Below are 14,598 nucleotides of genomic sequence, written 5' to 3'. Positions count from 1 at the left end.
CCGGATCGTCGCCCTGTTCAGACCGCGCCGCGCAACTGGCCAGGCTTCTGGCGGCAGTGCGCGCCCAGGGGGCGATGACTACCGTGTCTTGTCGGATACCGGAGGCGCTGCGCGGACACCGAACAGTGCGTGCAACACGATGACCACGGCGCCGATCGTGATCCCGATATCGGCGATGTTGAAAGCTGGCCAGTGATGCGCTCCTACATGCACATCGATCCAGTCAACGACGCCCATCCGCGCAGTTCGGTCAACGAGATTGCCAACCGCTCCGCCAAGGATCATCGCCAGAGCGATCCTTTCCGCGGAGCCTGTTTCCGGTTTCCGGATCATCCGAACGATCAGGATCGACGCGAGTACGGCTACAACGATGAAAAGGTAGCGTTGCCAGCCGCCAGCCGTGGCCAGAAGACCGAACGCCGCTCCCTGATTGATCACATGGACGATGTTCAACAAGGGTAACAACTCGATCTGCTGGCCGTAGGCCAGACGTTCCACGATCGCGGCTTTGGTGACCAGGTCGGCAAGGGCGATAAGCCCGGCGACCAATACGGCAGCGAGCGGTGAAAAGGGTTTAGCCACTATTCGTTCCTATACAGTTGACGGTCAGATGTTCAGCGCACGCTTGTCGACAGCGAGCGCCGCTTCCCTGATTGCTTCATACAATGTCGGGTGCGCGTGGCAGATCCGGGCAATGTCCTCCGAAGACGCCGAAAACTCGAGCGCCATTGCCGCTTCACCGATCATTTCCGACGCGAGCGAGCTGACGATATGCACGCCCAGCACAAGGTCCGACTGGGCATCGGCCAGGACCTTGACAAACCCCTGTGCGTCGCCGTGACCGAGTGCGCGCCCGTTGGCCGAGAAAGGAAACTGTCCCGACTTGAATGCGCGTCCTTCGCGGGCCAGTTCCTGCTCCGTCTTGCCAACCCATGCGGCTTCCGGACTCGTATAGATGATGAAGGGGATGGCGGCGTAATTCACATGCCCGGATTGCCCTGCGACGATCTCGGCGACCATGATTCCCTCTTCCTCGGCCTTGTGCGCAAGCATTGGCCCGCGCACGACGTCACCGATGGCGAACAGGTTCGGCAATGTCGTCCGGCAGTGTTCATCGACCGGAACATAGCCGCGCTGGTCGACCTCCAGGCCAATCGCCTCGATTCCCAAGCCATCCGTATTGGGCACGCGCCCGATCGCCACGATCACCTTGTCGAAAGCGAGCTCCCTGGAGACGCCGGTACGGTCTCGATACGAAATGTGCGCCCCATCGCCGCTGTGCGCGATGCTGTCGATGCTCACGCCAAGGTCGAATTTCAGCCCCTGGCCAGACATCAGCTTGAGCATTTCCTTGGACACGGCGGTGTCGCAGCCCGGCAGGAAATCCGGCATGGCGTCGAGCAGGGTGACATCCGCACCCAGGCGCCGCCACACTGACCCCAGCTCGAGACCGATCACGCCGGCACCAACCACGCAGAGGCGTTTCGGCACCTCGCGGAAATCGAGTGCTCCGGCGTTGTCGCAGATGATCGAATTGTCGATCCGGGTGCCCGGCAGCTGGCGCGGCTTCGACCCGGTGGCGATGATCACGTTACGCGCGCTGATCTGCTGCACCGAATCCTCCGCCGAGACTTCCAGGGAATACACCCCGTCCTGCATCCCGACGAAGCGCGCCCGCGCCTTGATAAAATCTACCTTGTTCTTCTTGAACAGGTATTCGATCCCCTTGGCCATCTTCGTGACCACCCCGTCCTTCCGGTCGATCATCTTGTCGATGTCGATCGCCGCGCCGCCGGTGGTAATCCCGTGCTCGGCGGTGTGGTGCACGACTTGCTCGTACAGGTGGCTCGACGCAAGCAATGCCTTCGATGGGATGCATCCCACGTTCAGGCAGGTTCCTCCTGGGCGCGCCTGGCCGTGTGGTGCGGCGTAGGGATTCGATTCGATGCAGGCCACGGACAAGCCGAGTTGTCCAGCGCGGATTGCAGCGATGTACCCGCCTGAACCCGCGCCAACAATGACCAGGTCGTATTGCGCTTTCATGTGATTCCTTCCAATGTCCGAGTCGTTGCGTTCACTCTACTGGATTGTTCAAATTCCCTCCGCCACGCTCTCGGGCGGACGGGCGAAACGCTGGTAAAGCGTCGGCAGCACGAACAGCGTCAGGATCGTGGCGGAGATCAGGCCTCCGATCACGACGGTGGCCAACGGCCGCTGCACCTCGGCGCCGGCACCGGTTGCTAATGCCATCGGGACGAAGCCCAGCGACGCGACCAGTGCCGTCATCAAGACGGGGCGCAGGCGCCGAAGCGCACCTTCGCGCACCGCTTGAGCCCACGGAAGCTGTTTGGCCAGGTCGTCGATCGAACCCGCCATCACCAGCCCATTGAGGACGGCAACGCCGGACAGCGCGATGAATCCGACGGCCGCCGAAATCGAAAATGGCAGGCCACGCAGCCAGAGTGCGGCGATCCCCCCGATCAGGGCGAGAGGCACGCCCGTGAACACGACCGCGGCAGCGCGCCAGGAACCCACGGCTGAATACAGCAACAGGACGATGAGCGCGAAGCAGGCCGGTACCACGACCGCCAGGCGCATCCGCGCACGCTCGAGGTTCTCGAACTGCCCGCCCCAGGCGAGCCATACGCCGGCGGGCACCCGTACGTCCGCGTTGATGCTTGCGCGCGCTTCGCTGACCACGCCGGCGATGTCGCGTCCGCGCACGTTGGCCTGAACGACCACCCGGCGCTTGCCGTTCTCGCGGCTGATCTGGTTCGGTCCCTTGGCCGTCTCCAGCGTGGCCACCGATCCCAGCGGCACGAAGCTGCCGCCCGGCGTCAGCACCGGCAACAGGCGCAAGGCTTCGACATCGTTCCTGGTCTTCTCGCCCAGTTTCACCACGACGTCAAAGCGCCTGTCCCCCTCGTAGATCGAGCCGGCCTCACGTCCCGCAACGGCTGCCGCCAGGGTGTCGTGCACGTCCTGGGCGGTCAGCCCGACCCTGGCCATGGCGTCGCGGTCCAGGCGGACATCGAGCAGCGGAAGCCCCTGCACCTGCTCTACCCGGACGTCTTCCGCGCCCTCGACCGCACGCAGTTTTTCGGCAACCTGCTCGGCGGTGCGGATCATGGCGTCGAAATCATCGCCGTAGACCTTGACCGCGATGTCACCCCGTACGCCCGCCAGCAGCTCGTTGAAGCGCATCTGGATCGGCTGGGTCAGCTCGTAGTTCTGGCCCGGGATGCCTGCAACCGCCTTCTCGATCTTCTCAACCAGCTCGGCCTTGCTCATCCCGGGTTCCGGCCATTCCGAACGGTCTTTAACGATGACAAAGGTGTCCGTGATATTCGGCGGCATCGGGTCGGCGGCCAGTTCGGCCGTACCTGTTCGGGAGAACACCAGCTTTACCTCGGGCAGCTTGCCGACAGCTTTCTCGACCGCGAACTGCATCGCCTGGCTCTGGTCCAGGGAGGTGCCGGGAATGCGGGCGACCTGCAGCAGCACGTCCTGCTCGTCGAGTGTCGGAAGAAACTCCTGTCCGAGTGTCGTGAACAGGCCGAGCGCGCCCGCGAAACCGGCAGCCGCCAGCACGCCGACCAGCTTGGGTTTGGCGAGCGCGCGGTCCAGCCAGGGCGCGTAAGACGACGAGGCGGCCTTGACCAGCTTGTTCTCCTTTTCGTCGACATGGCGCGAAAGCCACAGCGCGATCGCAGCCGGCACAAACGTGAGCGAGAGGATGAAAGCGAAAACCAGGGCCAGAATCACCGTTACCGCCATCGGTGCGAACATCCGGCCTTCCACGCCCTGGAACGTCAACAGGGGGACGTAGACGAGAATAATGATCGCCTGGCCATAGACGCTCGGCCGGATCATCTCGCGCGCGGCGGCGGCAACGGTATCGAGACGCTCCGCCTTGGTGAGTATCCTGCCGGTAGCGTGCTGGCGTTCGGCGATGCGGCGCAGCGCGTTCTCCACGATGATCACGGCGCCATCGACGATCAGGCCGAAGTCCAGCGCGCCAAGGCTCATCAGGTTTGCGGAGAGCCCCGCCTCGAGCATGCCGGCCGAGGTCATCAGCATGGTGACCGGGATGACCGCCGCGGCAATCAGCGCCGCGCGCAGGTTTCCGAGAAGCGCAAATAGCACCGCGATGACCAGGAGTGCGCCCTCGGTGAGATTGGTTGCCACGGTCTTGATGGTGGCATCGACCAGGCGTGTCCGATCGAGGACTGGCCGGATCATCAAGTCCGGCGGCAGGGAACGTGCGATTTCCTTCAGTCGGACATCGACGGCCGCGGCAACGGTCCGGCTGTTCTCGCCAATGCGCATCACGGCCGTACCGACGACGACCTCCTGGCCGCCTTCAGACGCCGACCCGAAACGCATCTCCTGTCCCAGGCCGACGCTAGCAACGTGCGACACCAGCACTGGCGTGCCGTTACGGGTGGTGATGACGGTCTTCGCCAGTTCTTCGGACGAAGTTATGCGCGCATCGGCCTTGACGGTGAGGGCCTCTCCGTTCTGGACGACGACGCCGGCGCCGGCGCTCGTGTTGTTGCGCTCGAGCGCCTCCCCCAGCATCGTCAGGCTGATACCCAGGGCCGCGAGCCGCTGCGGATCTGGCGTGACCACATACTGCTTGACGTAGCCCCCGATGACGTCGACGCCCGCCAGCCCTTCTGTATTCTTGAGCTGCGGTGCGACGATCCAGTCCTGCACCGTGCGCAGGTAGGTGGCCTTCTCGGCAGCGCTGCGCAGCACTTCCCCTTCCGGGGTGATATAGCTGCCGTCCGCCTGCAAGCCGGCCGACGTGCCAGCCGACGTACCGGCTTTCTGGGCCGGCTTGGATGCATACTCCACCGTCCACATGTAAACGTCACCAAGCCCGGTCGCAATCGGGCCCAGGCTCGCGGCAGCACCCGGGGGCAAGTTGCGCTCGACGGCGCGCAGCCGCTCCGCCATCTGCTGGCGAGCAAAATAGATATCCGTGCCATCCTTGAAGACTGTCGTGACCTGTGCAAATCCATGCCTGGTCAACGAGCGCGTGGATTCCAGTCCGGGAATGCCGGCAAACGCCGTTTCGATCGGATAGGTGACCTGCCGTTCGACGTCGGCCGGCGCGAGCGCCGGTGCGACGACGTTGATCTGCACCTGCGTGTTGGTGATGTCCGGTACCGCGTCGATCGGCAGGCGCGTCAGTGCGAATGCGCCGAGGATCGACAGCAGGATGGTGGCGATGAGGACGTGCCACCGCCGCGCAACGGAAAAGTTGACGATGCGAGCAATCATGGTTGGGTATCCTTCAGGAGCCGTTGAACGAGGAAATCAGTCATCGTCCCCTGCCTCTCCCTTGCCATGCTCCGCCTTCAGCAGATAAGTATTGCTGACCGCAATCTGTTCCTTGCCGTCGAGGCCGGACATCACCTTGACGTAGCCGGCCGCGTTACCGCCGAGGACGACGTGCTTGATCGCGAATCCTTCTTTCTCCCGGACGAACACGCTCGGCTTGTCCTCCACCGTCTGCACGGCGGTCCGTGGAATGGCCAGTTGAGCGCCGCCGGCACTGCCCTCGAGCGCGATCGACGCCCTGACCGTTTCGCCGATGCGCCAGCTCCCCTGCCCGTTCGACAGCCGTGCAATGGCGCGTACCTGGCGGGTGGCGGGATCGAGGACGCGCGATACGTGGGTGATGCGGCCTGCACCGGTTCGACCGTCAGTCGACACGTCCACCGCCGTACCAACCGTGACGCGAGCCGCGTCGTTCGGCGACAGCGAAAGCTCGACGGCCAGTTCGTTGAGGTCGGCCACTTCGAACAGATGTGCGTCCGGCGCGACGATGTCGCCCAGTGCGGTCTGCCGTGCCGTGACGTTACCCTTGATCGGCGAGCGCAGCATCAGCCGGTTAAGCTGCCCACCGCCCGTTGCCCCGGCGGCGGCGAGTTGTTGCTCGGCCAGGCGAAGGCGGGTGCGTGCTTCTTGCGCCGCGTTGCGCGCAATCTCGAATTCCTGTCGCGAGGTGACTTTTTCGTCAAACAAACGTTCTTCGCGCGCGAACGTGGCTTGCGAGAGCTCGTACTGCCGCTTGGCAATTTCGACGTCCGCCCGGAGCTGGGCTACGTCACGGCTTTCGATTACAGCCAGCACGTCGCCCCGAGCGACCGGGTCGCCCAGGTTGCGCCGGACCTCGACAACTCGGCCGCCAACTGCGCTCGAGACGACAGCTGCATGCTTCGGGTCTGCCGCGATGACTGCAGGCGCCTCGACCGCCCCAGCGAAGGACTGTCGAACCGGCATGATCTCGATACCCGCGGCTTTGATTTGCTGGTCCGACAGCGCTACAAAATCTTCCTTGCCTTCGGCTTCGCCTTCCCTCTCCGCAGCTTCGCCCCGCTCGCCGGCTTCGCCGCTCTTCTCGGACTTTTCGGCCTTCTCGGCTTTTTCGCCCTTTTCGGAATTCTCGGCTTTCTCGCCTGAGGCGTTCGCCGTTTTTTCACCCTGTTCGGCAGCTTGTTTAGGGGCTGTTTCTGGCTTGGGGGAGCATGCGCCCAACAGGATCATCGCGGCGCACAGGCCCGATCGGAATACCGCTTGCATGGGTCAATCCTTATAAATTGGAGAGTTGGAACCTTGTAGCCGAGCCAGACGTGCCCGGGCAGTATGTAGTGCAGCGAGCGCGTCGACTGAGCTTTCGCGGGTTTCGGCTAAAGAGCGCTCGGCCTCGATTAATTCGAGTTGCGGGAATTTTCCTTCGGCGTAGCCGATCCTCGCGATGCGCGCCGCTTCTTCTGCGGCGGCGAGCGCAGGGCCATTGGCGGCCCGTGCGGCCGCCAATGCGTCGGCCACCTCTACTTCGGCCTGCGCGTTGGACTGCTCGAATTCCAGTGCGACGGCACGGCGCGCGGCGGAAGCCCGATCGTATTCCGCCCGCGAGCGCGCCAGCGCGGCCGTGCCCTGATTGAACAATGGCAGCGGGACCGACAGGCCGAGCACAGCGGCCTTGTCGGGCGATTCGCCGTAACGGCGCATGCCTGCAGTCAGCGTTACGTCCGGTATCCGGTCGCGCCTGGCCGCATCGACGCGCGCTTCCGCAGCGGCCACTTCGGCCTCTGCTGTCGCGATCGCCAGCCCCTGCCCTGCCGGCGGCGTCATCTCGCTGCGTTCGATCTGCTCGAACCACGTGGACGCGATCGTGAACGGCATCGCCATACCTGTCAGTCGTGCGATCGTTTTCTGCGCCAGTTCGACGGCGCGCACTGCTTTGCCTAGCCGAACCTCGGCATTGATTCGCAGCACGTCCGCCCTTTGCTCCTCTATCGGAGATGCTTTTCCGACGCGTACCCGTTCACGTGCTGCATGGTGAGCACGCGCGGCCAGTTCATGAGCAGCCTTTGCGATCGCGACATAGCGCTCGCTGGCAGCAAGGGTAACGAACGCCTCGGTAATCAGAAATGTCAGCTCCGCTTCCGCGGAGCGCGCCCCAATACCGGCGGCGGCCCGTTCAGCCTGTGCCACGCGCATCCTCGCGCCGCGCTTACCACCGAGCTCCAGGGGCATCGACAGCGCAACCGTCTTTTCTCCCCCACCGAAACCGGAGTAGCGTCCCGATCCCAGGACATTTTCAGCCTCAAGGGAAAGTGTCGGGTTCGGTCGAAGTCCAGACTGCCGCACGTTGGCATCGGCGACGCGCAAGGCTGCGTCAGCGCTCTGCAATTGCGGTGCCTGGAGTCTAGCCCGTGTGACGGCCTCGGCAAGCGTCAGTGGAGTGCCCTCAGCAAAGGCAGAGCCTGCGGCCATACACATGACCAGCAGGGCCGTGGCGACGGAAGCGTTCATCTTGATGCGCATGATTGGATTTGCTTGACGGATTAATAAATGAGCTTTATAAACCTTGAAGCCACTTTAATGTCAAGCACATGTCACGCACATTTACGATAGGACAGCTGTCCGCTGCGGCGGAGATGCCGCCAGCGACGATTCGCTATTACGAGAAAATTGGGTTGCTCGACTCTCCATCCCGCTCCGGCAGCAACTACCGGCTGTACGGGAGCGAGGATGTAGCCCGCCTGAGCTTTGTTCGCCGTGCACGGGAGATCGGATTCACGGTTGACCAGGTTCGAAGCCTGTTGGCCTTCTCCGACCAGCGAGACGGCGACTGCTGCGCCGTGACTGCGCTGACAGAACAACACCTTGCCGAGGTCGAGCAAAAGATCAGAGACCTCAACGTATTGAAAGAACACCTTTCCCGCCTGCTGGTTTCATGCCGGGGCGGCCGATTTGCCGATTGCCGGATCATTGACGCCCTTACGCCGCCGGAACAAGCCGGATAGCTTACTCAGACTGGTGCCAATCGCTGGCCCTGAACACACTTGACCTTGAAGCTGGTTGAAGGTTTATCCTCCGATAACCAGTCACCATAGGTTCATTGTCATGACACAAGATCAAACCACAGCGGCAACCCGCCTTGAAACCGAACTGTTCGTTTCCAAAATGGACTGCCCGTCGGAGGAAAACCTGATCCGGATCGCTTTGGGCAAAGTCGACGACGTCGATCACATCGCCTTCGACCTCAATACCCGCACTGTCACTGTGCTGCACCATGGGAATGCAGATGCCCTTGTCGACGTGCTGCACCCCCTGCGACTCGGCGTCGAACTGCGCGGATCGCGCCCGGCCAAGCCAGAGCAAGCCAGCCAACGCACGATTAGCACACTTGGAATTCCGAAGATGGACTGCCCGTCCGAGGAAAACATGATTCGCATGGCACTGGCCGATGTCGACGGCATTCAATCGCTCGACTTCGATCTCTCCCAGCGGCAGCTCCACGTCTTGCACACGGCAGACATCTATCCCGTATTGTCGAAGCTCGCCCCGCTCAACTTCGGCACCCATCTGATCGGATCCCGTCCTGATTTGTCTGACGCGGCCCCTGGTACCGACAAGGCAGGTGACGCGTCGGAGGCGAAAACGCTTCGACTGCTGCTTGCTATCAATGCCGTGATGTTCGTGGTCGAGCTGGTGTGGGGATTGATTGCAGAATCAACCGGGTTGGTGGCTGATTCGTTGGACATGTTCGCCGACGCTGCTGTCTACGGCCTGGCCTTGTACGCGGTTGGCCGTGCGGCTGCGCTGAAGACCCGTGCCGCCCACGTGGCTGGATGGCTGCAGCTCGTATTGGCCCTGGGCGCCCTGAGTGAAGTGCTTCGCCGCGCCTTCTTCGGCAGTGAACCCGAATCGGCGTTGATGATGGGTGTCGGCGCGGTGGCCCTCGTTGCGAACGTTGCTTGCCTGGTGATGATCGCCAAGAAGCGCGATCGCGGAGCACATATGAAGGCAAGCTATATCTTCTCTGCGAACGACGTCATCGCAAACCTCGGTGTGATCGCGGCCGGGGCGCTTGTCACCTGGACCGGTTCGCCTTATCCGGATCTGATCGTTGGCACTGTCATCGCTGTGATCGTTCTTACTGGCGCGCGTCGAATTCTCAAGCTGAAGTGAAGATGCTGCTGACCGCCCCCCAGCCTTGATAGCGGGGGCGCGGCAGGCCGGCGAAAGAGCTTCTTCTGCTACATCATTCGCTCGCGGTAGCTGCACCAGTACGACGCGGCATGGGCTGCGCCTATTGCCACGCCGACTTTGGAAGTGCTGACAACTAAGCCGACCGCAGAACACCCGTGCCTGCGTCCGGAAGGTACTTCCGCGGGCATAAAGCACCGTTTCAGCCGTTTTTGGACATCGTGGTCTTGGCTTCAAGCGACAGTAGAACAGGTAAGCCCCTGCAGCCAGCCCGAAAGATACAAGATCAAGTGCACGAGCATGTCTGAGCTCAGCTTCAGCAGGCATAGTTTGTACTTAATTTCATGGGCGAGTCTTGCAGCGCAGTTCTTGCCCAGAAGTTTTTCAACACAAAAGGTCGATAGCGGACAGTGCCATTCGCACCTAGTGACAGTTTTATTTGTCCGCGGCTCAGTTGCCTGCACGAATATTCACCGGACCTAGTGAAGATTTTCTTGGCCTGACGTGCCGATGTGCACGTGTGAAATCAAGGAGATACGCGCTAGCGTAGTGACGATTTTATTCATCCACTACACACGGCGCCACACGAGCCATTTCTGAGAATTTGCTCGGTCGTCCATAGTGCGTCGCCGGTGCTTGCCGCGCGCATCCATAGCAGCCGCGACGTCTTGATACCCCAAGTCTGGAATGCCATCGCGTGCGGGATATACGGCGGCTGTACCAGGGCGACGCGGCGCGTGGCCGACAGCGCCTGTAGCACAGGCTTTAACAACTGAAGCTCACCTATTCCACCGGCGAGCAGGAGCAGCTCCGTCAAACAGGAACGTGGCCACCCTTTGTTAGGCAACTCCGCATCCAACAATGGGTGACCACTCGAGATCGTTACCGCGCGCGACACCGCCAACTCGCTCGCCCTCCAGATATCGGGCAGCCGAGCCGGATCGAAGGCGGCGTCGACGCCCTGAGCTGGTATAAGGGGTGGGCAAAGCATAAAGTTTCGCAAATGCATTTATACTGTATGAATGTACAGTATATCCGATCCGCATTGACCAAGTTGTTAAATGTTTGTCAGTCGGACAAGCACGTTCCGGAAACAATTAGTCATGCTGAGCCGTGGTTCGCATCCGTAGAAGGGCGAATGGGGGGTGTTACAGGGCGCGTCGTGGTTGCAAACGACCTTACTTGACGATCGACATTGTCGCGTAGAAACTCCGGAGTGCAGTTTAACCGTTTACCGACAGCTGAGGAAGGAATGCAATGCTCGATACAACAGTAAGGTATGGCCAGCGCGTGATCAGGATGACCACCCTTCTTGCGAAGGGCAAAATCCAGTGGATCAGCTATAAAATGCCCCTGCGCCCTGGTCGGATCACCGTGCTAGCCCGAGGCGGGGGCATGCTGTTCTGCGAACAGGAGCATGAGGACATGTTCTTCCGTGGCTGACCTTACAACGCCTGCGCCTGCGGCAGGAGCCAGCTCATGGGCGGATCGTTGCCGAGTTGCCGCCGACGCGGCGCGTTAAATCAACGGTGACCCCTTGCAGAGCTCCCGTGGCGTTTCGCTGGAGAACGAATGGCAGGGCGACCAGCTCTTTAGATCCCATCACGCCGAACTTGGCGGCACCGTACCACTGTGATCCGCATGTGATCACGCCACGGTATCGACCAAGCGGCAGCTGCGCCTCCACGGTCTCCCGGCTCCGCACAAAGACCTGCAGTAGCAGTTGCTTGCTCTCCCACTGCACCATTTCAAAAATACAGTGTTTCCCGTCCTTGGGGCCTGTAACCTGACCGGCGCCATCTCGTTCGTCGCCCCATAAAACGCTGCCGCTACAAGAATCCCGGTGGAAGGCATGTCGCCCGAGACAGCTTCAAGTGCAACAGCCAGTTTCGGCTCACCGGAAATCGATAGGTGAAGCGGCCAATAGCGCGCAGCTGCAAGGCCAGCGGCGACCAGCACCACCACAATCGTCCACCGAGGAATACTGCGAAACGGCGGAGCACTCGCTTCCTCGCGCATGTGCGCTCTGCGAAAAACCTTCGGCGAGTAGTAAGCCGACTTCACGGGATCTCGCCCACGCGATTCAGTGCTCATGCTTCAAACGCTCAACACGGCCTGTTCGCCGCGATATCGGCCACCGCATCGCCTTCGTAATACCGAAGCATGAGGTGCCCTGCCACGTTGCTGATCAGATCCATGATGGGGAGCGGACCATCACCTTCCTTATCGGGCTCATGGCCTACGTTCAGTAGGTACCATCGGTTGAGCCCCTCCCGGCCGTCGATCTCGAACGAGCCGATCGTTTCAGGAAGGGCCTCGTCGAAGATCGCGATGATCATGTTGTCGATGTCGGCGCCGCCGGCACTGCCAGCCCCTTCTCGTCGGTGATGATGGCAAACAGGCCAGGGGCGTCACGCTCAGTCGTGCGCCACGCCGTGGTCGATTCGCTGGTGCTGTAGAGTTCAAGCAATGGGATCACCTTTCATTTCACTTACTGTGGCGCGACAGGATTTCGCGCATTCGGGCGATATTTTCTGACCGGCCCGCTGGCAGCCGCTTGGCTTCGAGCTCGCGGCGGAATACTTCAGGGTGGTCTGCCGCTTTCGGCAGCCTGGCCAGTGCTGCCTCGCTTTCTCGCGCGAGCCGCGACCACCGCGCATCACTCTCCGAGCGGTAGAACGCAGCAGCTGGCCTGAGATCGAAGTCAACGGCGCACACCCTCGTGACCGCAGCATCTAGCTCCGCCTCGGAACTGATCGCCTGGCGCCGGTGCTCCAGCTCTAGTGCAAACGGGATCAGGAACCGATTCTCGACCACGCGCTCATTGTTCGACACAACCAGATCGCGACACCGTTCCTCGCCCAGGAGATCACGCACGAAGGAAGGCATGGGCCACCAGCCCCACACCAGGTGCCAGTCTGCTGCCCTATTCTCGTCGACAGGCACTGGGGTCGCAATCGGCTCAGGCAGTAGCTTTCTATCCGAGCTCATACACGTGATGGGGTCCATCGAACTTCACGTAGCGCCATGTCGTCAGGCCGATCGCCTTTGCGACCTGCTTTGCCGTTTCCTTGCTCCCAAAGCCCGGCACTGCGCTCAAGTCGAGATGCTCAAGAAGGGAAAACTGCCCAGGCTGCAGTGATCGAATGTCGGCCGCCTGATTGAGGGGTACCACATACCACCGAACCTTCGTCTCGGTCGTAGCAAGGATATAGGTCATGTCGAGTCCTTCTTCATGGCCGGGCCGGGAGTGGTGTCTCGCTGCAGAACTTCCTGGACGCCTCGTGGAAGCCGGGCTCGCCCTCGATCCGGACCTCACCACCCGCCTCACCGTCCGAAACGACGAAACCCTTGAAGCCGTCGTACCCGCCCATGCGGTTCTTTGAATTTACACGACCACACACTGCGCCCGTACGTCGAACCAGGTATGTCGACTTGTAGCGCGCAGACTCAGGATCGTTTAAGCGTTCCTCGATGCTCCATTTGGCGCGGGCAATCGTCAACGGCTTTGGCTTTGGCAGATCCAGTGCCTTGCACCCTTTCCGGGCAACGTCCGAAAATTCGACACGGCCTTGGGCGTCGACGCATTTAAACACAGTCAAGTCAGCGGCCACGGCGGATACTGAGTATGCGGCCAACGAGAGCAAGGCCAACGAAACGGAAATCGAACGCATCAGGGTATTGTTACTCGGCTGCCGGCCGCTTCGGGGTGCAGTCTGCACCAGGTGGTCTAATGCCATTTGCGAAAGGAGAGTCACTATTCAGGGAGATCGAAACCGGCCAGATCCAGGTATGACCGCATTTTCTCCGGGCTTTCCCAATGGGCGCAGTAGAGCGAACAGTCCCACAGCTCACCGATGGTCGCGCCACTGTCATCACGCAGTACTATAGGACGCATCGCGCTCGCTCCGGTCATATGGTGATTGATGAATGCCCATACATCCGCAAGGTCGGCGTCCTCGCAAAAAACTCTTACGTTATCCCCTACGACTACGGCGCCCACCGGCGGGATGTCGTAGTTGGCCGGGATCGTCACCTTCTTGAGCGACATCGGCTGGCCATCGGCGCCGTAGACGGCAATGTGGACGCTGCGCTTGCCGGCATCATGACCTTCCACGAATGCGGTCACGCGATCGAGGTAGGGGAACTTGAACTGGTCTTCGCCCACGCCGGGCTTATACGGCGCTGACTTGAGCTTTCCGACCAGGCCCTCGCCGCCGCGCGCGCGCACTTCGCGATCGAGCTCGCGTGCTTCCGCCGGTGTACTCGCCACCGCAACGGAGACCCAGCACGGCGACGGCGCCGAGTGCAGGAGCTGCTGCAGCGCCATCCAGCGCGCCTCGCACGGCCGCGCGCCGGCTGGATCCTCGTTCGTAGCCACCAGGTCGAACGCAGCGTAGCGACCCTGGCCCATGTCCTCGCCGTCGAGTACGCAGAACGGTACCGGCAGCGCCGCAACGGAGTCGGCCAGCACCTTCGGGATCGGGACGATCAGGCCGTCACGATTGGTACCGATCACGGTCACCACCGCGTCGGGACCGGCGCCCTCGGTCGTCTTCCGGATCATGCGGCGCTCGCCATCCTTCTTTTCTTGCCACATGTAGGCGGGGTCTTCCATCCGCTGATAGACCACGGCCGCGGGGACAGCGCCGAGCAGCTGCGGGGCCAGACCGGAAACGCGCTCGGCCGGCACGGCGCTCTGGTATTCGACACCGGCGCCCTGGGGCACGTAGCCGCCCTTGGCCGAGGTCTTTTCCTTCATGGTCTGGTCGAACACCTTCTTGGCGTGTTCGTAGGGCACGGCGCCTTCAATCTTCTCTTTGCGCTTGAGCGCGGCCCCGTGCTTGCCGTTCTCGTAGAACAGGCGCCACAGGCCCGTGCCGGCGGCGTCGGGCTCGAGGTGCAGGTTGTAGTCCTTGTCAGCGCCATCTTTCTGGGAGCGCATAAAGACGTGTTCTTCGCGGTGCTGGGTCATAGTTATTTCCATCGAATTGGTGAAGACCCGATGGTATGGAGCCGGCGCGGGCGTGGTTGCAGAACCGCCCCGCGCCCGGCCGCCAGCGCCACCTTGCAACCACGGCGCAG

Annotated in this window: 14 protein-coding genes; 3 read left to right on the top strand and 11 right to left on the bottom strand. The window is 61.9% G+C overall.

Features of this window, described 5'->3' with window-relative positions; genetic code table 11:
• Positions 1-78: 78 nt before the first annotated feature.
• The 5 genes from lspA to AB3347_RS18210 are packed head-to-tail and all read right to left on the bottom strand — an operon-like array spanning position 79 to position 7,845.
• Positions 79-582, bottom strand: coding sequence for a signal peptidase II (gene lspA / locus AB3347_RS18230; RefSeq protein ID WP_027866268.1), 504 nt, complete (start codon positions 580-582; stop codon positions 79-81).
• A 24-nt stretch (positions 583-606) separates the two neighbouring features.
• Positions 607-2,043 (bottom strand): dihydrolipoyl dehydrogenase, encoded by a 1,437-nt coding sequence (gene lpdA, locus AB3347_RS18225; RefSeq protein ID WP_027866269.1) that lies wholly within the window; start codon positions 2,041-2,043, stop codon positions 607-609.
• 48 nt (positions 2,044-2,091) lie between these two features.
• Positions 2,092-5,289, bottom strand: a complete 3,198-nt coding sequence (locus tag AB3347_RS18220; RefSeq protein ID WP_369093148.1) for an efflux RND transporter permease subunit — start codon at positions 5,287-5,289, stop codon at positions 2,092-2,094.
• A gap of 36 nt (positions 5,290-5,325) precedes the next feature.
• Positions 5,326-6,594 carry an efflux RND transporter periplasmic adaptor subunit gene (locus AB3347_RS18215; RefSeq protein ID WP_036214628.1) on the bottom strand — a complete coding sequence of 423 codons (1,269 nt, stop codon included), beginning with the start codon at positions 6,592-6,594 and terminating at the stop codon, positions 5,326-5,328.
• A 3-nt stretch (positions 6,595-6,597) separates the two neighbouring features.
• A complete protein-coding gene (locus AB3347_RS18210) occupies positions 6,598-7,845 on the bottom strand; it encodes a TolC family protein (RefSeq protein WP_211238977.1) in 1,248 nt (415 codons plus the stop codon).
• 68 nt (positions 7,846-7,913) lie between these two features.
• Here AB3347_RS18210 and AB3347_RS18205 point away from each other — a divergent pair, with 68 nt between their 5' ends.
• From AB3347_RS18205 to AB3347_RS18195, 3 genes are all read left to right on the top strand, one after another.
• Positions 7,914-8,327, top strand: coding sequence for a helix-turn-helix domain-containing protein (locus AB3347_RS18205; protein WP_027866271.1), 414 nt, complete (start codon positions 7,914-7,916; stop codon positions 8,325-8,327).
• A gap of 100 nt (positions 8,328-8,427) precedes the next feature.
• Complete coding sequence (locus AB3347_RS18200) at positions 8,428-9,495, top strand: cation transporter (RefSeq protein WP_084416458.1); 1,068 nt, start codon at positions 8,428-8,430, stop codon at positions 9,493-9,495.
• Positions 9,496-10,770: 1,275 nt separating this feature from the next.
• The gene (locus tag AB3347_RS18195; RefSeq protein WP_027866273.1) at positions 10,771-10,956 is read left to right on the top strand and encodes a hypothetical protein; all 186 of its coding nucleotides are present in this window, start codon (positions 10,771-10,773) and stop codon (positions 10,954-10,956) included.
• A gap of 662 nt (positions 10,957-11,618) precedes the next feature.
• Here AB3347_RS18195 and AB3347_RS18190 read toward each other — a convergent pair.
• The 6 genes from AB3347_RS18190 to AB3347_RS18165 form a co-directional block, all read right to left on the bottom strand.
• On the bottom strand, positions 11,619-11,852 hold the full coding sequence (locus AB3347_RS18190) for a hypothetical protein (protein WP_027866275.1): 234 nt from the start codon (positions 11,850-11,852) through the stop codon (positions 11,619-11,621).
• Entirely contained in the window at positions 11,849-11,983 is a 135-nt protein-coding gene (locus AB3347_RS18185) for a hypothetical protein (RefSeq protein WP_267872170.1), read from the bottom strand. Before AB3347_RS18185 ends, AB3347_RS18190 begins: the two co-directional genes overlap by 4 nt.
• Before the next feature lie 17 nt (positions 11,984-12,000).
• Entirely contained in the window at positions 12,001-12,402 is a 402-nt protein-coding gene (locus tag AB3347_RS18180) for a hypothetical protein (protein ID WP_027866276.1), read from the bottom strand.
• Positions 12,403-12,490: 88 nt separating this feature from the next.
• Positions 12,491-12,733: a hypothetical protein gene (locus AB3347_RS18175; protein WP_169728122.1), complete on the bottom strand. Its 243-nt coding sequence runs from the start codon at positions 12,731-12,733 to the stop codon at positions 12,491-12,493.
• A 13-nt stretch (positions 12,734-12,746) separates the two neighbouring features.
• Positions 12,747-13,187, bottom strand: coding sequence for a DUF4124 domain-containing protein (locus AB3347_RS18170; protein WP_169728123.1), 441 nt, complete (start codon positions 13,185-13,187; stop codon positions 12,747-12,749).
• A gap of 83 nt (positions 13,188-13,270) precedes the next feature.
• The gene (locus tag AB3347_RS18165) at positions 13,271-14,488 is read right to left on the bottom strand and encodes a hypothetical protein (protein ID WP_027866277.1); all 1,218 of its coding nucleotides are present in this window, start codon (positions 14,486-14,488) and stop codon (positions 13,271-13,273) included.
• Positions 14,489-14,598 lie beyond the last annotated feature (110 nt).

The sequence above is a fragment of the Massilia sp. X63 genome (genome assembly GCF_041023745.1).
GTDB lineage: Bacteria > Pseudomonadota > Gammaproteobacteria > Burkholderiales > Burkholderiaceae_D > Telluria.
This window is presented reverse-complemented; position numbering and strand designations above follow the sequence as displayed.